Origin of the sequence: Micromonospora sp. CA-246542 (genome assembly GCF_050942905.1) — a bacterium.
Lineage (GTDB): Bacteria > Actinomycetota > Actinomycetes > Mycobacteriales > Micromonosporaceae > Micromonospora.
Window position 1 is genome coordinate 2862756 of sequence record NZ_CP192040.1, and the last position, 20161, is coordinate 2882916.

Here is a 20161-nt window from a genome sequence, read left to right on the forward strand (position 1 = left end):
GACGCCGTCGTGGCGTCCGCCCCCGCGCCGAGCACCGGGGGCGCCAATGCACAGCGAAGCAGCCACCATCCTCGCCATCAACGGGTCGGAACGGGCCGGCGGCAACACCGACCACGCCATCGCGCACGCGGGCCGGCTGATCGCCGAACGCGGCGCGACCCTGCGCACGATCGTGCTCCGCGAGCACCGCATCTCGCCGTGCAGCCCGTGCGGCGACTGCAACAGCCGTACCCTGCCCTGCCGGGTGGACGACGACGTCCCCGCCCTGGTGGAGCAGATGGCCGCCGCCGACGGGCTCATCTACGCGGCCCCGGTGCACGGCTTCGGCCTCGCCCACCTCATGCAGGTCTTCATCGAGCGCGCGGGCGTCGGCTATCTGCGGTTCAACCGGCCGCTGGCCGACAAGGTCGGCGGCATCATCGTCACCGGACGTCGGTACAGCGACTCCTCCGTGCACAACCAGATCGTCAACAACCTGCTGCTCAACCGCATGATCCTGGTGGGCAGCGGATTCCCCGTCCTGTTGCGCAACACCACCGGCAGCCCCGGGCTGACCGACGCCGAGGGCGTCGACGCGCTGGAGCGGATGGTGCACCGGATGCTCGACATGGTGCAGCTGCTCAAGCGGCACCAGCGGGTCGACGGTGGCCCGGTCCTACCGCGCCGGGACCGCAACGAACGCGTCCCGCGGCCCCGCCGCCCCGAAACCGTCCAGAGCAGAGGAGATATCGAGAATGTCCACTGAGCAGGTCACCACCCCGGTCGGCATCGACTTCCCGGCCACCGAGTGGGAGAGGTGGGACAAGCCGGGCGCCGAGGGCCGGGTCAAGATGACGTACGTGGGCGGCCAGCGGCTGCGCCTGCTGGAGCTGCCGCCCGGCTTCGACGAGCACCACTGGTGCCTGCGCGGACACACCGGCTACGTGCTCCAGGGCGAGTTCACCATCCACTTCCGGGACCGGTCGGTGCCGTGCCGCCCCGGCATGGGGTTCGTCATCCCCGACGACGAGGAGCACCGGTCGCAGGGCAGCGACGCCGAGCCCACCGTCGTCTTCGTGATCGACCAGGTTCCGCAGCCGTGAGCGACCAGCACAGCGTCGCCTCGTCGGCCGGGTCGACGCCGGCCGGCGACGCCGACGGGCCGGCCCGGATCGCCGAGCTTCGGGTCGCCATCGACGGGCTCGACCGGCAGATCATCGCCCTGCTCGCCGAGCGCACCCGGGTGGTGCGGGAGCTGACCGTGCACAAGACCGACGAGACGACCGTCCGCTCACCCGAGCGGGTGCGGCAGGTCCTCGACCGCGTACACGCCCTGGCGGTCGGGCACGGCATGCCGCCCGAGGTGGCCGTCGGCACGTACCGCGCCCTCATCGAGGAGCTGACCCTGATGCAGCTCGACATGCTGGCGGCCCGCCGCGCCGCCGCCGCGGCGACGGACACCAGATGAGCCACCGTCGGCCCGTCGACCTGCGGCACGCCCTGGCCAGCCTCGACCCGCTCCCCGGCGAGCTGGTGCGGGTCGCCACCGAGCTGCCCGCCCGCTACGGCGTGTCCGCCCACTACGCCCGCTGGGCGGGCGCGCCCGCCGCCCCGCCCACCGGCGCCGGCCCGGCCGTGCTCTTCGACCGGGTACGCCCCGACGACGGACCCACCCGGGCGGTGCTGATGGGCCTCTACGGCACCCGTCGACGAGCCGCCGGCCTGCTCGGCTGCACGCCCGCCGAGCTGCCGCACCGGCTGCTCGACGCGGTGGGCGCCCCCGCCCGGCGGAGTCCGCCGCCGACGCGTCCCGCTGGCCGCGCGAGTCGCTGCCGCTGGACCTCACCGCGCTGCCGGTGCCGGTCCTCACCGACGAGGACGCCGGGCCCTACCTGACCCTCGGCGCGGTGCTCGCCACCGACCCGGACACCGGGGTCCGCAACCTGTCCGTGCACCGCATGTGCGTGCAGGGGCCCGACACGCTGACCATCTGGATGGTGCCGGGACGCGACCTGGAACTCGCGTACCAGGCCGCCCTGCGCCGGGGTCGTTCCCTGCCGGTGGCGATCCACCTCGGCCTCAGCCCGGCGGTGCTGCTCTCCTCCTGCTGCCCGACCTCGCTGGTCCCGCCCGACCTCGACGAGCTGGCGGTGGCCGGCGCGCTCGCCGGCCAGCCGGTGGAACTGCTGCCCTGCGCCACGGTGGACGCCGAGTTCATCGCCCACGCCGAGTACGTCATCGAGGGTGAGCTGCTGGCCGACCACGCGCCGGAGAGCGCACACGGCACGGTGGCCACGCCGGAGTTCCTCGGCTACCAGGGCCGCGCGCATCCCTCGCTGCCGCTGATCCGGGCCACGGCGATCACCGCTCGGGAGAGCCCGATCCTGCAGGCGGTCTCCGGGCCCGGGCACGAGCAGTCGATCCTGCTCGGCTTCGGGATGGAGGCCGCCGTGCTGGACGTGCTGCGGCGGCGGGGCACACCGGCGCTCGCGGCGCACTGCCACACCGCCGGCGGCGGTCAGCTCATGGTGGTGCTCCAGTGGCCGGCCAAGCGCGGGCCGGAGGACGACGTCGCGGTGCGCGCCGCCGCCGAGGCGGTGCTTGAGCAGTTCCGGATGGCCAAGCTGGTGCTGTGCGTGGGCGAGGACGTGGACATCGAGTCCGACCAGGACCTGTGGTGGGCGATGGTCACCCGGTTCCAGGCCGACCAGGACCTGGTCGTGCTGCCCGACCGGGAAGGCTTCCCCCTCGACCCGAGCCAGCACACCGGCTACTCGCCGTCGCTCTCGGCCGACGGGCGCACGGCCAAGGCCGTGTTCGACTGCACCGTCCCGTACGCCCAGAGCGCGCGGTTCCACCGGCCCCGCTTCACCGAGCCGTCGCGTCCCGCACCGCGGCGGCCAGCAGCGCCACTCCCTCGGTGATCCGAGCGGTGGGCAACGCCGCGTACCCGATCAGGAAGGTCGGCTCGCTCGGCGGTCGGGTGACGAAGTAGCCCGAGGCGGGGTAGACCCGTACGCCCCGGGCGGCGGCGGCGCGCACGATCTCGGCCTCGTCGACGTCGTGCGCCCCGCCCAGGGTCACGAGCACGTGCAGCCCGGCCGCCGTGCCGGAGATCCGTACTCCCGCGCCGAAGTGTTCGTACAGCGCTTCCAGCAGCCGGGCGCGACGCTGGCGGTAGAGGCGGTCCATCCGGCCGATGTGCCGGGCGTACGCGCCGGAGGAGATGAACTCGGCCAACGCCTCCTGGGTCACCGTCGGGGTCAGCCGGTCGGTGATCCACTTGATGCCCAGGAACGGCCGGACGAGGTGCGGCGGCAACACCGCGTATCCGATGCGCAGCGACGGGAAGAGGGTCTTGCTGAAGCTGCCGACGTAGACCACGTCCGCGTCCTGCGGGTCGGCGGCCAACGACGCGAGCCGCTCCTCGGCGAAGGTGAACTCGTTGTGGTAGTCGTCCTCCAGCACCGTCGCCGTGTGGTCGCGGGCCCAGCGCAGCAACGCCCGCCGTCGCCGGTCGGACATGATGAACCCGGTCGGGAACTGGTGCGACGGCGTGACGTAGACGAGGCGTACCCGGGCCGGGTCGAGGCCGTGCGCGCGGACCCGGCAGTCGATCTCGTCGACCCGCAGGCCCTCCTCGTCGACCGGGACCGGCACCACGGCGGCCCGCGAGTAGCCGAAGATCTGCCGCAGCACGGTGTGGCTCGGATCCTCGATGACCACCACGTCGTCCGGGCCGACGAGCAGTCGGACCAGGATGTCCATGGCCTGGGTCGCGCCGCTGGTCACGACCGTGTCCTCGCGCCGGGCGTCCAGCGCCCGGCTGCGTCGCAGCAGCGCGGTGATCTGGGTACGCAACGACGGGGAACCCTCGGCCGGGCCGTAGCCCAACGCCACCGCGTCGGCCCGGCTCACCGCGTCGGCGAGCGACTGCCGCCACCGGGTCACCGGAAAGCTGGCCAGCGCCGGGGTGCCGTGCCGGAAGTCGTACGTGCCGTCCGGTCGGTGCATCGGCGCCGGTTCCCAGGGCTTCCAGAGGGGACTGCCGGCGTCGGTGGGCAGTGGGGGCTCGGGTCGCAGGTGCGCGCGGGCGGCGCGGGGGACCCGCGGTGGCGCGTCGGCCGGGGCGGCGCTGACCCGCGTGCCGGAACCCCGCCGGGACGTGAGCACCCCGTTGGCCCGCAGCAACTCGTAGGCACGGGTCACCACCGTGCGGGACACCCCGAGCTGGTGTGCCAGTTCACGGCTGGGCGGCACCGCGTCGCCGGGGCGCAGCCGGCCGGCGCGTACGGATGAGCTGATCTGGTCGCAGAGTTGCTGCTGCAACGGCACCGCGCTGGCGCGGTCCAGCGTGACGAGGAGCTGGTCCGAACTCACCTGGGCATGCTCCCCGATCGAGGTCAGGCTGCCCGGGAGGATCGCCTGCGGGCGGGACGGTCGGTCTGCACGAATGTCGACAGTCGGCCCTGCACCAGCCGATCGAGCACGTCCAGGAAGATCGCGCGCTCGCGCGACGGGACCGTGGCGAGGATGTCCGCCTGCAACTCCGCGACGATCTGCCGCGCCTCGGCGACCAGCCGCTCGCCGTCCGGAGTGACGGTGACGATGCGGGCGCGTCGGTCGGTCGTCGAGGTGCGACGCCCGACCAGGCCGGCACGTTCCAGCTCGTCGAGGGTGACGACCATCGTCGTCTTGTCGATGCCGCACATCTCGCCGAGCTGGCTCTGGGTGAACTCGCCGGTGAGACCGCGATCGAGCACGCAGTAGGCACGTGTCGAGATGCTCAGGCCGGAGAGGGCGGCGGCGTGTTCCTGAGCCAGCGCGTGGGTGGCCCAGGACATCAGGAACATCAGGTCTGGTGTCGCGGCATCGGGCCCGGAGGTTCCGGTGGTCATGGCGGCAGCCTAGCAACTGGTTCGTGATTCGAACTATCTCGTAGCGGAGCATCGCCGCCCGACGAACAAGTTAAGAACGAGATAGTAAAGAACGGAACCTTCTGATACGGTTCGATCTCGACAGCACGTCCCCTCCACTGAGGAGTCACCCTGATGTCTGCCGAAGCCTCTGTTCCCCGTGCCGGTGCCAGCGCCTCGCATCTGCGAGATCGGGCCATCACCGTCGCGGTCGCGGCGCTCGCCGCCGTGGCCGTGTGGTCGATCGCGACCCTCGCCGGCGCGCAGCTCACCGTCGACCAGGGCACCGGCCCGCGGGATGTCACGGTGCTCGCCGTCGTCCTGAACTCCGTGATCGCGGCGCTGCTCGGTTGGGGCCTGCTCGCGGTGCTCGAGCGCTTCCGGGCGAGCGCCAGGACGATCTGGACGGGGATCGCTCTCGTCGTCCTCGTGCTGTCGCTCGTGCCGGCCTCCCTGGTCGACGCCTCGGCCGGCACCCGGGTCGCCCTCGTCCTGATGCACCTCGTGGTGGGCGCGGTCGTGATCGTGGGCTTGCGCAGGGGCGCGCGGGGCGCCTGACGGCTGCTGCCCGTCGCCTCTCCTGCCCCCCGTGGAGCAGGAGAGGCGACACCGTTTCAGGCGCGCACGCGGCGCAGCGCCAGACCGCCGAGGCCCAGCGCGGCCAACCCGACCACCAGGGCCACGTACGCCCCGCCCCGACCGTTGCCGGTGCCGATCCCGCTGTCGGAGGTCGCCACCACCAACGCGCCGAGGCCCACGGCGAGCAGTCCGGACGCCAGGGCCACGGTCGCGCCGAGCATCCCGCTGCCGGTGCCGACGCGACTGGTCGGCCGGGCCAGGGCCAGCGCGCCGACGATCACCCCCGCCAGGCCCAGCAGGCCGCCCACGCTCGCCCCGAGTCGACCGGCGCTCATGGTGGTGACGCTGGCCGCCAACGGCTGGTCCGGAGCGGCGATCCCCTCGATCAGGGCGGACGTGGCAGCGGTGAACACCGACATGTGCTTCTCCTTCTCGTACGTCGTGGTGTGCCGTTCGATCGTGTCGCCGCGCCGGCCGCCGGTCGTCCGGCAACCGGAGGCTCTTCGTCCTGCCGCGGCGGGCGCAGGCGGCTGCCGCGTACGACGCACCCGCCGCGCGACTACCACGGACGCGGTAGTCGACGGTCGTTCGCGCGCAGGAGTCGCCCGGTGCGCGCGCCGGGCTAGGGTGCGCGCATGAGCACAGGGCGTGCCGTTGTCCGGGACTGGGCCATCGCCGTCGGCGTGGCGGTGGTGCTGCTGGTCGCCGGGCGATCCATGGGCCCTTCCACGATGGGCCTCGACCTGCTGGGCTATGCGCTGCTGGCCGCCGGTGGTCTGGCGTTGGCGGCGCGTCGCCGCGCTCCGGTCGCCGTCCTGGCCGTCACCGGGCTGTGCGCGGTGGGGTACCAGGCGGTCGGTTTCGACGTGCCGGCCGTGGCCTTCCTGTTCGCGGTGTACACCGGTGTGCGGGCGGGCCACCGCGTCGTCACGGTCGTCGCCGCCGTGCTGATGCTCGTCGCGTTGCCGCTCACCGCGCTCGCCCCACCCCAGGACCTGCCGCTGGGCGACGCGCTCGCGCGGGCCCGGGGCGCGCTGGAGGTGGCGTGGCTGATCGCCGCCGGCGCGGCGGGGAGGCGTTGCGGCAGGCCGAGCGGCGGGCCGACGAGGCCGAGCGCACCCGGAGGAGACCGCGCGCCGACGGGCCGACGAGGAGCGGCTGCACATCGCGCGGGAGCTGCACGACTCGCTGACCCACCAGATCTCGATCATCAAGGTGCAGGCGGAGGTGGCCGTCCACCTGGCCCGCCGGCGTGGCGAGGCGGTGCCGGAGGCGTTGCTGGCGATCCGGGAGGCCGGCCGGGAGGCCAGCCGCGAGCTGCGCGCGACCCTGGAGGCGCTGCGGGACGACAGCCGGAACCCGCCGCGTGGCATCGACCACCTGCCGGAGCTGGTCCAGCGGGCTCGGCTGGCCGGGCTGGACGCGACGTTGACGGTGCAGGGGCGGCGACAGGCCGTGCCGGTGGCCGTGGACCGGACCGCCTACCGCATCGTCCAGGAGTCCCTCACCAACGTCGCACGGCACGCCGCCGCGGCCACCGCGTCGGTCCACGTCGACTACCGTCCGGACGCCCTCGCGATCCGGGTCGACGACGACGGCGCCGCCACGCCGGCCGCCGCCCCGGCGCCCGGCGTCGGGCTGCTCGGGATGCGCGAACGGGTCACCGCCCTGGGCGGTCGCCTGCACGCGGCCCCCCGCGACGAGGGCGGCTTTACCGTCCACGCCGAACTTCCCGTCGGGCCGTCCGCGTGATCCGCGTCCTGCTGGTCGACGACCAGGCGCTGCTGCGCAGCGGCTTCCGCGCGCTCCTGGACATCGAGGACGACATCGAGGTGGTGGCCGAGGCGGCCGACGGTCTCCAAGGGGTCGCCCTCGCCCGACGTCACCTGCCCGACATCGCGCTCATCGACATCCAGATGCCGGTGCTGGACGGTATCGAGGCGACCCGGCTCATCGCCGCGGACCCGGCGCTGGCCGGCGTGCACGTCGTCATCCTGACCAACTACGGCCTCGACGAGCACGTCTTCCACGCGCTCCGCGCCGGCGCCGCCGGTTTCCTCGTGAAGGACATCGAGCCGGAGGACTTCCTGCACGCCGTACGCGTCGCCGCCCGGGGGGACGCGCTGCTCGCGCCGTCGATCACCCGCCGCCTCATCGACCGGTACGTCGCCGAACCACAGCACCTGCGGGTACCGACCGGGCTGCGGGAGCTGACCAGCCGGGAACGCGAGGCCGTCGTCCTGGTCGCCCAGGGCATGTCGAACGACGAGGTCGCGGCACGAATGGTGATCAGCCCGCTGACCGCCAAGACCCACATCAACCGGGCCATGGCCAAGCTGCACGCCCGCGACCGCGCCCAACTGGTCGTCGTCGCGTACGAGTCCGGGCTGGTGGCCCCGCGTCAGCACTGAGGTCGGCGGGCCGCCGGACCAGGGACGGCGTCCAGGCTTGCCGCGCGGCGCCCCGGTCGACCCGTGCCATGATTGCGCCCATGGGCAAGCAGCAGCACGTCGGCGGGGCCGACCGGCACAGCGGGTCGGGAACCACGGCCGACCGTCCGACCGACGGCGGGGCGGACGCGCGACTCGCCCTCGCACAGGACCCCGCAACGCCACAGATGACCCTCATCGACCTGGCGTCGGACGCGTCGGTCACGGTGCGCAAGGCGGTCGCGGCGCGGCCGGACGCGCCCGCGCAGGCTCTGCGGACGTTGACCCGCGATCACGATCGTCAGGTCCGGGAGGCGGTGGCGCGCAATCCCGCCACGTCGATCGGCAACCTCCTGCGTCTCGTCAAGGACGCCGACCGGTGGGTCCGGTGGGCCGTCGCCGGCAACCCGGCCTGCGACGAGTCGGTCCGCCGGGTGATGGTCGTCGCGCCCGACAAGGAGCTGCGGGGCCTGCTCGCCGAGACCCGCGAGTTGGAGCCCCACCTCGCCGCCGAGCTGGTCGAGGACGCCTCACCCGAGGTACGCGAACGACTCGCCACCCACACCCACGACCTTGAGGTCATCGTCGCCCTGTTGGCCGACCGCACCGTCCGCGTGCGCAAGGGGCTCGCCCGCAACCCGCGGACCACCGCCGCGCAGCGCAGCGCCCTGGCCAGGGACCCGGCGGTGGACGTGCGGGCGGCCCTGGTCCGCACGTTGGAGTTGGACGAGGCGGATCTGGCGGTTCTGGTCGACGACCGTGCCGTGCAGGTACGCCTGGCCATGGCCACGTCCGAACTCATCCCGTCGCACGTGCGGAAGGCGCTCGAGAACGACCCCGACGACATGGTGGCCGCCGCGGCGCGCGATCATCGCTCCGGCGCCGGCAGCTCGCCGGTGGTGCGGGCACCCCGGATCGGGTCCCGCCGCCCCGACGGCGGCTCCCGCCGGCAGGGACGCGCCGACACCTGACGTCGGCGGGGCCCTACGGCGTCCGCGCGCTCGGCTCACCGGCGCGATGTTCCCACCCGCGACGGGGCCGGCGGGTGATCCCGGTGCCGGTCGACGACGCCGCCTCGACCGGAAGGTCCCGGCCGGCGAGGCGGCGGAGCAGATCGCGGATCTGGCGCTTGTCCGCGGCCGAGACGGTGTCGTCCAGCAACCGTCGGCGGATGGTGCCCATGTCCGTCTCGACCTCCGCCAGGGCCCGGGGCATGACGGCCGCGTTCGGCATCGCGAGGGGCCGGATCGCGGCGGCGATGGAGAGGTCGAGGGTGGCGCAGAGGCTACGCACCTTTGCCAGCTCGGGGTAGCGCTGCCAGTCTCCGGCGAGCCAGCGGAACAGCGTCGAGCGGCTCACGCCGGTGTGGTGGGCGATGTCGCCGACGGTCCAGCCGTGTTCCTCACGGGCGTCGTCGACGGCCTGGCGGACGAACTCCGCGAAGGCCATCTGAGGTGTCGTGGGGTAGGTGTCCATCCTCAGGTCCTGCCCTCCCATCCGGGTTGATCTGCCCTGCGGTGACGGCGGTACCACTGATCGTCTATCAGCTTCTGCGGCGGCGCAGCGGCGCTCGGGGCCGTGGCCTACTCCTTCGGGGTGGTACGGATACTCAAATGCCGGTCGTGGCGGCGGATCGGCAGCAGCGAACGGCGGTCCGCCAGGGCGAACGGGTGGGCCTGGTCCCGTTCGCCGTCCCCTTCGGGGCCGACTGTCCCGTTCACGGACTGTGATGGTCGCCGCAGCACTGCGACTACAACGCGTGACCTGAGTTACCGTTCGTCGAATCAGGTACCGTCCCCTGTCACACCGTCTTCGCACCAACCTGGCTGCCCGCACAACGGGAAGCCGAACCGGAGGGACACACTCGTGAGGGTCCGTAGCGCAGTCCGTCAGGCCGGCCTCGTCGTGGCGATCGCCGCTCTGGCGGTGACCGCGGGATGTGCCAAGAAGGACGACAGCGAGGTCCAGGCCAGCGGGGTCAAGCTGGTCGAGGCCGGCAAGCTGACCGTCTGCACCCACCTGCCGTACCCGCCGTTCCAGTCCAAGGACGCCAGCGGCAAGGTCACCGGGTTCGACGTCGACGTGATGGACCTCGTGGCCAAGGAGTTGGGCGTCGAGCAGACGATCATCGACACGCCCTTCGAGGGCATCAAGTCCGGCCAGGACCTGAACACCGGCAAGTGCGACGCGGCCGCCGCCGGCATGACCATCACCGCCGAGCGGCAGAAGGTGATGAACTTCTCCGACCCGTACTTCGACGCGACGCAGGCGATGCTGGTCAAGACCGGGAAGCCGTACAAGTCGCTCGACGACCTGCGGGGCAAGAAGCTCGGCGTGCAGGCGGCCACCACCGGCCGCGACTACGCCCGCAAGTTCGAGAAGGAGAAGGGCCTCCAGCTCGTCGAGTTCGAGGATCTCGCCGCCCTCCAGCAGGCCGTCGCGAACGGTCAGGTCGAGGCCGCCGTCAACGACCTGCCGGTGTGGACCGAGTACCTGCGCAAGAACCCGGGTGGGTTCGAGGTGACCGCCGAGTTCGACACGGGCGAGCAGTACGGGTTCTCGGTGAAGAAGGACGGCAACCCGGAACTGCTCAAGAAGATCAACGAGACGCTGGCCAAGGCCAAGCAGGACGGCTCGTACGACACGATCTACTCCAAGTGGATCGGCAAGCGCCCGAACGCCTGATCGACGCTCCAAAGGGGTAGGGTGCGCGGACCGCGTGCCCTACCCCGTCGGCACAATCCGGGAAGGCAACGAGCCAACGTGAAGCTGCGCCGCCGCCAGCGGGAACGACTGTCCCTCGGTATCCAGTACCTGGTCTTCGTCGCGATCATCGCCGCGGTGCTCCTCGCCGCGGACTGGGGCAGGCTCAAGGACGCGTTCTTCCGCGTCGACATCATCGAGTCGATGTTCCCGACGATCATCACCGTGGCGCTGCGCAACACGATCCTCTACACGTTGGGCGCGTTCGCCTTCGGCCTCGTGTTCGGCACCGTCCTCGCGCTGATGCGGTTGTCCCGGGTGGCGCCGTACCGCTGGCTGGCGACCGCGTACATCGAGCTGTTCCGGGGGCTGCCGGCGCTGCTGGTGCTCTTCCTCGTCGGGTACGGCATCCCCATCGCCTTTCCGGAGCGGCAGATCCCCGGCGGCGTGTTCGGCTCGATCGCGATCGGTCTCGGTCTGACCGCTGCCGCGTACATGGCCGAGACCATCCGCGCCGGCATCCAGGCGGTGCCGAAGGGGCAGATGGAGGCGGCCCGCACCCTCGGCATGTCGCACTTCACCGCCATGCGCACGATCGTCATCCCGCAGGCGTTCCGGATCGTCATCCCGCCGCTGACGAACGAGCTCATCCTGCTCACCAAGGACTCGTCGCTGGCGTACGTGCTGGGCGTGACGGCACAGACCATCGAGGTCACCAAGTTCGGCCGGGACATGCTCAACGACCGGGTGAACGCCACCCCGCTGCTGGTGGCCGGCCTCGCCTACCTGGTCATCACCCTGCCGCTGTCCCAGGTGGTACGCCGCCTCGAACTCCGCTACGCCAAGGCCCGGTGACCCGCATGACGACCAACCCCTCCCGTCCCGCCGTCCAGATCCGTGACCTGCACAAGTCGTTCGGGCCGATCGAGGTGCTCAAGGGCATCGACTTCGAGGTCGGCCAGGGCGAGGTCGTCTGCGTGATCGGGCCGTCCGGGTCCGGAAAGTCGACCCTGCTGCGCTGTGTCGACCTGTTGGAGGAGCCCACCGCCGGCACGATCTGGGTGAACGGCGTGGAGATGACCGACCCGGACGTCGAGATCGACGCGGTCCGCCGGGGCATCGGCATGGTGTTCCAGTCGTTCAACCTGTTCCCGCACCTGACCGTGCTCCGCAACCTCACCGTCGCCCAGCGCAAGGTGCTGCGCCGCTCCCGCGCGGAGGCCGAGCGGATCGCGCGGGCCAATCTGGAGCGGGTCGGCCTCACCGACAAGGCCGACGCGTTCCCCGCGCAGCTCTCCGGCGGGCAGCAGCAGCGGGTCGCGATCGCCCGGTCGCTCTCGATGGACCCGAAGCTGATGCTCTTCGACGAGCCGACCTCGGCGCTCGACCCGGAGTTGGTCGGTGACGTGCTCACCGTCATGCGCGGGCTCGCCGAGGACGGCATGACGATGATGGTGGTCACCCACGAGATGGCGTTCGCCCGGGACGTCGCCGACCGGGTCGTGTTCATGGACGGTGGCGTCGTCGTCGAGCAGGGGCCGCCGCAGGAGGTGCTGGGCGCGCCGAAGCACGAACGGACCCGCGCGTTCCTCTCTCGCGTCCTCGACCCGACGCACGCCCGGGTCGGCCAGCCCGAGCAGACGCCCGCGCCGCCCCAGGCCCCCAGCCTGCCGGCCGACGACCGGCACGGTCTCTGACACCACCAGCGCCGGCCGATCGATGGCCGTTGTGATGTCGCGGTAATCTTCCTGCAATCAGACCCTGTACTTTTGTCGATGGATTACATAAGTTGGGTTCATCCATCGAAAGTTCTGAGTCTTCCGAGCGAAGTCCGCGACGATCCTCACCCCAGTCGTGCTGCCGCCTTGTGCTCGGCGGTCGATGCACCCTGCGCTCGTCGCGTCTTCGCCCGGTCGGGAACGGAGACCCATGGACGATCACGCCGTTGGCTCCCATCGCCACCTGTCCCGCCGATCACTGATCGCCACCGGGGCGCTCGCCGCCGGAGCGTTGGGCGCGTCCGCCCCCACGCTCGGGAGCGCCTTCGGAGGCAGCCCCGCGCAGGCCGCCGCCGGAGTGACCAGGAAGGTCACCATCTACGCCGAGCAGTTGCCCGGCGGGCTGTACGGCTACGGCCTCGCACCCGGCCAGGCCACCGTGCCCGGGCCGGTGCTGGAGATCTACGAGGGTGACACCCTGGAGATCACCCTGGTCAACACCACCGACCAGCGGCTGTCCATCCACCCGCACGGCGTGGACTACAGCACCGACTCGGACGGCAGTCCGTTCAACGACTCCTTCAACAACCCCGGCGAGACACGGACGTACGTGTGGCGCTCGCACGAGATGGTGGCCGCGTCGGGTCGCCGGTACATGCCCGGCAGCGCCGGCTACTGGCACTACCACGACCACGCCATGGGCACCGACCACGGCACGGCCGGCGTCGCGAAGGGACTGTACGGCGCGCTGATCGTCCGGCGTCGGGGCGACATCCTGCCGGAGAAGCAGTTCACGGTCGTGTTCCACGACATGACGATCAACAACCGGATGGCACCGAACACGCCCATGTTCGAGGCGAATCTGGGCCAGCGGGTGGAGTGGCTCGCCATCGGGCACGGCAACCTGTTCCACACCTTCCACCTGCACGCCCACCGCTGGGCGGACAACCGCACCGGGATGCTCGAAGGGCCGGCCGATCCGAGCCTGGTCGTCGACAACAAGGACCTCAACCCGGGCAGCTCGTTCGGGTTCCAGGTGCTGGCCGGGGAGGGCGTCGGGCCCGGCGCGTGGATGTACCACTGCCACGTGCAGAACCACTCCGACGGCGGCATGGCCGGGATCTTCCTGGTGCGCAACGCCGACGGCAGCATGCCCCCCGGCGCCGAGGAGGCGATCCACCGGTTCCAGGGCCACACCCACACGCACGGAAGCTGACCGAAAGGTGGGGACGGGGATGACAAGAGACCTACGACGAACCCTCGCCGCGATAGCGGCCTTCGCCACGCTGATCCCGGCCACGACCACGGCATCGGCGGCGGCAGCCGCGCCGCGAGCGGAGACCGCGGCACCAGCGCCGGCGCAGCAGAGCGGCACGGCCGTGCTCGTGTTCCACGGGCCGGTGGCCGAGCAGCAGGACCCGGTGGCGCGCGCGGTGGACACCATCCGACAACTTGCGGCCAGTCATGACATCGATGTCATGGCCACCACGGACCCGGGTGTGTTCACTCCGACCAAGCTGTCCGCGTACCGGAGCGTGGTGTTCCTCTCCGCGACGGGCGCCGCGCTCAACCGCGACCAGGAGTTGGCGCTCCAGGCCTATATGAAGGCCGGCGGCGGCTTCGTCGGCATCGCCGACGCCGCCCGCGCGCAGGTCGACTCGACCTGGTTCACCGGCCTGATCGGCGCCCGCCCGGCCGGCGCGATCCCGGTCGCCGAGCCGGTGGCCCGGGTGACCGCCAGCGGCGAGAACCCGCCCACCGAGACCAAGGAGAAGCTGACCGACGGCGACGCCAACACGAAATGGCTGGTCCGCACGCCCACGGCCTGGGTGACCTACGAGCTGGCCGCGCCGAAGAGGATCACCGGGTACGCGCTGACGTCGGCAAACGACTTCGTCGGACGGGACCCGAAGGACTGGACCCTCCAGGGCTCCACGGACGGCCAGAGCTGGACCGATCTGGACCGGCGCACCAACCAGACGTTCGCCGAACGGTTCCAGACCCGGCGGTTCGACATCGCCTCGCCGCAGGAGTTCAGCCGGTACCGGCTGAACATCACCGCCAACAGCGGTGAGCCGCTGATCCAGCTCGCCGACCTGCGCCTGTTCACCGGCACGGCCACCGCGCCGCCGCCGACCCCGGTGAACCGGGCAGTGGTCGACATCCTGGACCGCAAACACCCGGCCACCGCGTCGCTGCCGCTGACCCTCACCCGGTCGGACCGCTGGGACAACTGGGAGACGAACCCGATCGGCGCGGTGCACACCCTCGCCCAGGTCGAGGAACGGCACTACGACCCGGGTCCGGGCGCGAACGGCCCGTTCCACCCGGTGTCCTGGTGCCGGGACTACGACGGTGGGCGGTCGTTCTACACCGGCATGGGCCACACCGAGGGCAGCTACGGCGAGGAGGCGTTCCGGGCGCACCTGACCGGGGCGCTGAACTGGACCACCGGCCGCGTACGCGGTGACTGCCAGGCGACGATCGCCGCGAACTACAAGGTCGAGCGGCTGACCGCCGCGAACCAGACCGGGCAGCTCGACCAGATCGGCGAGCCGCACGGGCTCACCATCGCCCCCGACGGCACCGTCTTCTACGTCGGCAAGGCGGCCTGCCCGAGCGGCCCGATCGCGGACTGGAACGACCCGAACGTCGGCAAGGGCTGCGGCACCATCCACTCCTACGACCCGCGCAGCAAGCAGGTCAAGCTGCTCACCACCCTGGAGGTGATGGGCAACCGGGGCAGTGGCTCGGAGTTGGTGAAGAACGAGGAGGGCCTGCTCGGCATCGTGCCCGACCCGACGTTCGCCGAGAACGGCTGGCTCTACGTCTACTGGATGCCACACGAGTCGATCGACCGGGTCAAGCGGGTCGGGCAGCGCACCATCTCCCGCTTCACGTACGACCGGACGACCCAGACGATCGACCAGGGCACCCGCAAGGACCTGTTGCAGTTCCCGGTGCAGATCCACAGCTGCTGCCACGCGGGTGGCGGCATGGCGTTCGACGCCAAGGGCAACCTCTACGTCGGCTCCGGCGACAACAACTCCTCCGAGGGGTCGCAGGGCTACTCCGGCAACAACTGGACCGAGGAGTACCAGGGGACCTCGTTCCAGGACGCCCGCCGTACGTCGGGCAACACCAACGACCTCGCCGGGAAGATCATCCGGATCCACCCGGAGGCGGACGGCACGTACACCATCCCGCCGGGCAACCTCTTCCCACCGGGCACCGAGAAGACCCGGCCGGAGATCTACGTGATGGGCGTGCGCAACATCGCCCGCCTCCAGATCGACCCGGTGCACCAGTGGCTGACCGCCGGCTGGGTCGGCCCGGACGCCTCGTCGCCCAGCCCGACCCTCGGTCCGGCGAAGTACGAGACGGCCACCATCATCACCTCGGCCGGCAACCAGGGCTGGCCGTACTGCATGGGTAACCGGCAGCCGTACCGGGACCGCAGCAACACCGACGCCAGCGTGCTGACCGGCTGGTACGACTGCGACAACCTGAAGAACACCTCGCCGCGCAACACCGGGCTGGAGGACATCCCGGCGGCCCGGGACAACATGATCTGGTACTCGCCGGACGGCGGCGGCCCGGTCTTCCCGAAGCGGACCGACGGCAGTGGCCTTCCGACCTACGTCGCGGCCGACGCCACCTACACGCAGCCGTACCTGCGCGGCGGCGGGCAGGCCATCATGTCCGGCCCCACCTACCACCGCAGCCTCGTCGACACCGACAGCGGCGTCGCGTGGCCGGAGCACTGGGACGGCAAGTGGCTCATCGGCGACCAGTCGAACCCGGTCAACCGGGTCGCGGTCACCGTCGACGAGGCCGGCGTGCCGCAGGCCGCCCCGCCGGTGTACGCCGAGTCGCTGCGGGCCATCATTCCCAGCGGCAACGGCGACAACCGGTTGCAGAGCTGGATGGACGCCAAGTTCGGCCCGGACGGCGCGCTCTACCTGCTCGACTACGGAGGCGGCTTCTTCAGCCTGAGCCCCAACCAGAAGCTGATCCGGGTCACCTACACCGGTGGCGCCCCCACCCCGGCGCCGGCAGCGACCTCGGTGGCCGTGCAGAACAAGCCGCTGACGATCGCCTTCACCGGCTCGAAGTCCGGCGGCGTGAGCCACCGATGGGAGTTCGGCGACGGCGGCACCTCGACCGAGGCAGACCCCCGACACACGTACGCCAAGGTCGGCACCTACACCGCGAAGCTCACCGTCACGTACGCCGACGGCGAGACGGCGATCGTGCGGACCACCGTCACGGTCGGCTGCGCGGTGCCCGACGCCCGGGCCACGGTCTGGCTCGGCGACACCGACACCGGCGTGCCCAGTCGGACGGTCGGGCAGGGCTGCACGATCAACGACCTCATCGACGACGAGAGCACCTGGCCCGACCACAACGCCTTCGTCCGGCACGTCACCGCGGTGACCCGCGGGTTGCAGGACGACGGCCTGCTCAACGCCCGCGAAGCGGGCACGCTCACCCGCCTGGCCGCCGCCTCCGACATCGGCCGGGACGGTCGCACCGGGTACGAGCCGCTCTACGACGGCACCGCCGAGTCGCTGCGCGGCTGGGAGCAGGCCCCGACGGGCTCGTTCAGCATCCAGCCCGACGGGGCGCTGCGCTCCAGCGGCGGCCTCGGCATGCTCTGGCACACCAGGGAGCTGGGCGACTTCTCGCTGAAGGTGCAGTTCAAGGACATCGCGCCGGGCACCAACCGGGCCAACACCGGTGTCTTCATCCGGTTCCCGGACCTGCGGGTCCCGCTGGAGCAGCGGCCAGAAGGCAGCTGCGGCACCATCGGGTCGGCCCGGACCTCGACCGCCTGGATGGCGATCTACTGCGGACACGAGATCCAGATCTACGACGGCGAGAGCGGCGAGCCGCAGAAGACCGGCTCGGTCTACAACTTCGACCCGGTGCCGCTCGCCCAGGCCGGCGTCACCCCGAAGAACGTGTGGAACGACTACGAGATCCGCGTGGTCGGGCAGCACTACACGATGATCCGCAACGGCGTGGTGATCAACGAGTTCGACAACACGCCGGGCAAGCAGTCCTCCCGGGCCGGCGACCCGCCGACCGACCTGCGGCAGTTCCTGCGCGGCTTCATCGGGCTGCAGAACCACGGCGACAACGACCTGACCGAGTTCCGCAACATCCGTGTGCGCGAGCTCTAGGAGAGACGATGATCCGACGACTCACGGCCGCGTTGGCGGCGGTCCTGCTCACGGTCGCGCCGTTGGCCGCGCCACCCGCCTCCGCCGCCCCGCGCGCCGCCGCGGACCAGGTGCTCACCTGGACCGCCGACGACAACACCACCCGCTACAAGTCCGTGCCCACCACCGCGATGGCCGGCGCGACGACGATCGTCTGGGAGAACAGCGCGGCCACCGGCAACACCACCGGTATGCCGCACACGCTGACCTTCGACACGTCCACCGAGGGCTACAACCACGACGTCACCATCAACATCCTGGCCAGTCCGTTCGACGCCAACAACGGCCGCCACGAAGCGACCGTCACGCTGACCCCGGGCCGGTACCGCTACTTCTGCGCCATCCCCGGCCACAGCCAGATGGTCGGCGAGCTGGTGGTCACCGACGGCGGGGGAGGGGGCGACACCACGCCACCGACCGTCACCGCCGCCGTGTCCGGTGACCGCGACGGCGACGGCAACTACGTCGGCGCGGCGACGGTGACCGTCACGGCCACCGACGCGGGCTCCGGCGTGGACACCGTCGAATACCAGGTCGACGACACCAGCTTCCAGCCGTACACCGAGCCGGTGCAGGTGAACGCGGTCGGCGACCACTCGGTCCAGTTCCGCGCCACCGACCGGGACGGCAACACCAGCGCCGTCGGCTCGGTGTCGTTCCGGGTCGTCGAGCCGACCGAGGAGGACACCACCGCGCCGACGGTCACGGCCGCGCTGACCGGCGACCGCGACGGCGACGGCAACTTCATCGGTACGGCCACCGCCACGCTGACCGCCACCGACGCCGGGTCGGGGGTCGCCACCATCGAGTACGCCCTCGACGGGGCCGCCTTCACGGCGTACACGAGTCCCGTCGTGGTGACCGCCACCGGGATGCACATGCTGCACTACCGGGCCACCGACGTCGCCGGCAACACCTCGGCCGAGCAGATGGCCCACTTCACCGTCGTCGCGCCGCCGGCCGAGGACACCACCCCACCCGCCGTGACGGCCACGGTGGCCGGCGACCGGAACGGCGACGGCGCGTACGTCGGCGGCGCGACCGTGACCGTCACGGCCACCGACGCCGACTCGGGCGTGGCACGGACCGAGTACGCCCTCGACAGCGGCGCGTGGACCGCGTACACCGCGCCGGTCGTCGTCCGCGCCGTCGGGGCGCACACCCTGCGCTACCGGGCGACGGACACCGCCGGAAACACCGCCACCGAGCAGTCGGCGACGTTCACCGTCGTGGCCGACGGCACCGACGCCTGCCCCGCCTCCGACACGCGGGACACGGTGGTCATCGACGGCGTCGACACCGGAGTGGCGAACGTCGACACCGGTGACGGCTGCACCATCAACGATCTGATCGACGAACACGCCGACTACCCGGGCCACCCCGACTTCGTCCGGCACGTCGAGGCGGTCACCACCGCCCTCGTGACCGCCGGAACGCTCACCAAGCGCCAGCAGGGCGCCATCGTCCGGGCCGCGGCCCGATCGGACGTCGGCGCATGAGCCCCCGCATCTCATCCAGAGGGAGAACCACGATGCCCGGACGTACCGTCGCCAAGCTGGCCACCGTGAGCGCCGTCATCGCCGCCTCGGTGTTCGCCGTGGCGCCCACCGCCCACGCCGACCTGGTCACCCACTGCATCGGCACCGGCGGCGCGGTGACCGTGCCCAACGACCTGCTCGTCCCGGCCGGCGAGTCCTGCGCGCTGACCGGCACCACGATCACCGGCAACGTCACCGTCGCCGCCGGGGCCAACCTGGTGGTCACCGGCGGGCGGGTCAGCGGAGAGGTACGGATCGCCGCAGACGGCTACCTCGACGCCACCGAGACGACCGTCGACGGCCAGGTCGTGCTGGCCGCCGGGGGCTACGGCGTCTTCCTGTCCGACGCCCGGACCGGCGCGTTGACCGTCCGGCCGAAGGGCTCGGCGACCATCGACAGCTTCCTGTTCGCCGAGGCGTCGACGATCAGCGGGAACGTCACCGTCGGCGCCGGTGAGGTACGGCTCGACCAGGGCACCGAGGTGACCCGCAACGTCAGCAGCACCGGCACGTACTACACCGACGTGCACGACTCGTTCGTCGACGGCACGCTCTCGGTGCTCAACAGCGCCACCGGCAGTGTCGTGTGCGGCAGCGCCGTCCGGGGCAGGGCCACCTTCGCCGGCAACCTCGGCGGCGTCCAGCTCGGCCCGAACGGAACCCTGGACAGTTGCGCCTCGGGCGGCTACTGGGGCGCGGACGTCAGCGTCACCAACACCACCGGTGGCGTCACCGTCGACGACAACATCATCAACGGCCAGTTGACGGTGACGGGCAACGACCCGGCCGCGCAGGTGGCGGCGAACAACCGCATCCGGGGCGGCGTGACGGGCGACGAGGCCGCGCCGAGCGCCAACCGGGCGGCCCGGATGACCGCCGCCGACCGGGAGGACGCGGGCGACGAGCGGGCCGAGGTTCGTCGTACCTCGGCGGTGCAGGAGGCCACCGAGGCGGGCGCGGCGAAGCTCTAGACGATCGACGTGACGGTGGCCGGTCACCCCTCGGGGTGACCGGCCACCGCCGTCGTACCGGGTCGGACCCGTCGCGGCGGCGTCTGCGTGTTTGGTGCGGCGT

General features: G+C 71.7%; 20 protein-coding genes and 1 pseudogene. 16 read left to right on the forward strand and 5 right to left on the reverse strand.

All coding sequences use genetic code 11. The annotated features are described in order from the left end of the window. Nucleotides 1–46 precede the first annotated feature (46 nt). Genes ACQP0N_RS13365 through ACQP0N_RS13385 form a run of 5 tightly spaced genes read left to right on the forward strand, consistent with a single transcriptional unit; the run spans nt 47 to nt 2903 of the window. Entirely contained in the window at nt 47–745 is a 699-nt protein-coding gene (locus tag ACQP0N_RS13365) for a flavodoxin family protein (RefSeq protein ID WP_433120391.1), read from the forward strand. Further along, complete coding sequence (locus ACQP0N_RS13370; RefSeq protein ID WP_433120393.1) at nt 735–1082, forward strand: cupin domain-containing protein; 348 nt, start codon at nt 735–737, stop codon at nt 1080–1082. The genes ACQP0N_RS13365 and ACQP0N_RS13370 overlap by 11 nt, the downstream gene beginning before the upstream one ends. Next, complete coding sequence (locus ACQP0N_RS13375; protein WP_433120395.1) at nt 1079–1447, forward strand: chorismate mutase; 369 nt, start codon at nt 1079–1081, stop codon at nt 1445–1447. Before ACQP0N_RS13370 ends, ACQP0N_RS13375 begins: the two co-directional genes overlap by 4 nt. Next, nucleotides 1444–1875, forward strand: coding sequence for a hypothetical protein (locus tag ACQP0N_RS13380; protein WP_433120397.1), 432 nt, complete (start codon nt 1444–1446; stop codon nt 1873–1875). The genes ACQP0N_RS13375 and ACQP0N_RS13380 overlap by 4 nt, the downstream gene beginning before the upstream one ends. Beyond that, nucleotides 1836–2903, forward strand: a complete 1068-nt coding sequence (locus ACQP0N_RS13385) for a UbiD family decarboxylase domain-containing protein (protein WP_433120399.1) — start codon at nt 1836–1838, stop codon at nt 2901–2903. Before ACQP0N_RS13380 ends, ACQP0N_RS13385 begins: the two co-directional genes overlap by 40 nt. Here the strand turns inward: ACQP0N_RS13385 and ACQP0N_RS13390 are convergent. Together ACQP0N_RS13390 and ACQP0N_RS13395 are read right to left on the reverse strand one after the other, a co-directional pair. Then, complete coding sequence (locus ACQP0N_RS13390) at nt 2848–4359, reverse strand: PLP-dependent aminotransferase family protein (RefSeq protein WP_433120401.1); 1512 nt, start codon at nt 4357–4359, stop codon at nt 2848–2850. The two genes, ACQP0N_RS13385 and ACQP0N_RS13390, sit on opposite strands and share 56 nt — an antisense overlap. Before the next feature lie 23 nt (nt 4360–4382). Beyond that, nucleotides 4383–4877, reverse strand: a complete 495-nt coding sequence (locus ACQP0N_RS13395; protein ID WP_433120403.1) for a MarR family winged helix-turn-helix transcriptional regulator — start codon at nt 4875–4877, stop codon at nt 4383–4385. Nucleotides 4878–5030: 153 nt separating this feature from the next. Between ACQP0N_RS13395 and ACQP0N_RS13400 the strand changes: the two genes are divergently transcribed. Beyond that, nucleotides 5031–5453 carry a DUF6069 family protein gene (locus tag ACQP0N_RS13400; RefSeq protein WP_433120404.1) on the forward strand — a complete coding sequence of 141 codons (423 nt, stop codon included), beginning with the start codon at nt 5031–5033 and terminating at the stop codon, nt 5451–5453. Between the two features lie 56 nt (nt 5454–5509). On the opposite strand, the gene ACQP0N_RS13405 is transcribed toward ACQP0N_RS13400, so the two are convergent. After that, nucleotides 5510–5893 carry a DUF6223 family protein gene (locus tag ACQP0N_RS13405; RefSeq protein WP_433120406.1) on the reverse strand — a complete coding sequence of 128 codons (384 nt, stop codon included), beginning with the start codon at nt 5891–5893 and terminating at the stop codon, nt 5510–5512. Nucleotides 5894–6683: 790 nt separating this feature from the next. Between ACQP0N_RS13405 and ACQP0N_RS13410 the strand changes: the two genes are divergently transcribed. From ACQP0N_RS13410 to ACQP0N_RS13420, 3 genes are all read left to right on the forward strand, one after another. Beyond that, entirely contained in the window at nt 6684–7226 is a 543-nt protein-coding gene (locus ACQP0N_RS13410; protein ID WP_433121613.1) for a sensor histidine kinase, read from the forward strand. Further along, a complete protein-coding gene (locus ACQP0N_RS13415; protein WP_433120408.1) occupies nt 7223–7885 on the forward strand; it encodes a response regulator in 663 nt (220 codons plus the stop codon). Before ACQP0N_RS13410 ends, ACQP0N_RS13415 begins: the two co-directional genes overlap by 4 nt. Before the next feature lie 80 nt (nt 7886–7965). After that, nucleotides 7966–8874, forward strand: coding sequence for a hypothetical protein (locus ACQP0N_RS13420; protein WP_433120410.1), 909 nt, complete (start codon nt 7966–7968; stop codon nt 8872–8874). Nucleotides 8875–8986: 112 nt separating this feature from the next. Here the strand turns inward: ACQP0N_RS13420 and ACQP0N_RS13425 are convergent. Continuing rightward, nucleotides 8987–9379 (reverse strand): annotated as a pseudogene (locus ACQP0N_RS13425) (helix-turn-helix domain-containing protein); the annotation flags it as partial. A gap of 107 nt (nt 9380–9486) precedes the next feature. Beyond that, the gene (locus ACQP0N_RS13430; RefSeq protein ID WP_433120412.1) at nt 9487–9624 is read right to left on the reverse strand and encodes a hypothetical protein; all 138 of its coding nucleotides are present in this window, start codon (nt 9622–9624) and stop codon (nt 9487–9489) included. Nucleotides 9625–9769: 145 nt separating this feature from the next. On the opposite strand from ACQP0N_RS13430, the gene ACQP0N_RS13435 reads away from it, so the two are divergent. From ACQP0N_RS13435 to ACQP0N_RS13465, 7 genes are all read left to right on the forward strand, one after another. Continuing rightward, the gene (locus tag ACQP0N_RS13435) at nt 9770–10588 is read left to right on the forward strand and encodes a basic amino acid ABC transporter substrate-binding protein (RefSeq protein WP_433120414.1); all 819 of its coding nucleotides are present in this window, start codon (nt 9770–9772) and stop codon (nt 10586–10588) included. 78 nt (nt 10589–10666) lie between these two features. Then, a complete protein-coding gene (locus ACQP0N_RS13440; protein WP_355050116.1) occupies nt 10667–11461 on the forward strand; it encodes an amino acid ABC transporter permease in 795 nt (264 codons plus the stop codon). A gap of 5 nt (nt 11462–11466) precedes the next feature. Continuing rightward, the gene (locus tag ACQP0N_RS13445) at nt 11467–12303 is read left to right on the forward strand and encodes an amino acid ABC transporter ATP-binding protein (RefSeq protein WP_433120416.1); all 837 of its coding nucleotides are present in this window, start codon (nt 11467–11469) and stop codon (nt 12301–12303) included. Between the two features lie 232 nt (nt 12304–12535). After that, entirely contained in the window at nt 12536–13540 is a 1005-nt protein-coding gene (locus ACQP0N_RS13450) for a multicopper oxidase domain-containing protein (RefSeq protein WP_355050114.1), read from the forward strand. Between the two features lie 19 nt (nt 13541–13559). After that, entirely contained in the window at nt 13560–17510 is a 3951-nt protein-coding gene (locus ACQP0N_RS13455) for a ThuA domain-containing protein (protein ID WP_433120419.1), read from the forward strand. An 8-nt stretch (nt 17511–17518) separates the two neighbouring features. Continuing rightward, nucleotides 17519–19048, forward strand: a complete 1530-nt coding sequence (locus ACQP0N_RS13460; RefSeq protein ID WP_433120422.1) for an OmpL47-type beta-barrel domain-containing protein — start codon at nt 17519–17521, stop codon at nt 19046–19048. A 32-nt stretch (nt 19049–19080) separates the two neighbouring features. Continuing rightward, entirely contained in the window at nt 19081–20058 is a 978-nt protein-coding gene (locus ACQP0N_RS13465; protein WP_433120424.1) for a hypothetical protein, read from the forward strand. The last annotated feature ends 103 nt before the right edge of the window (nt 20059–20161 follow it).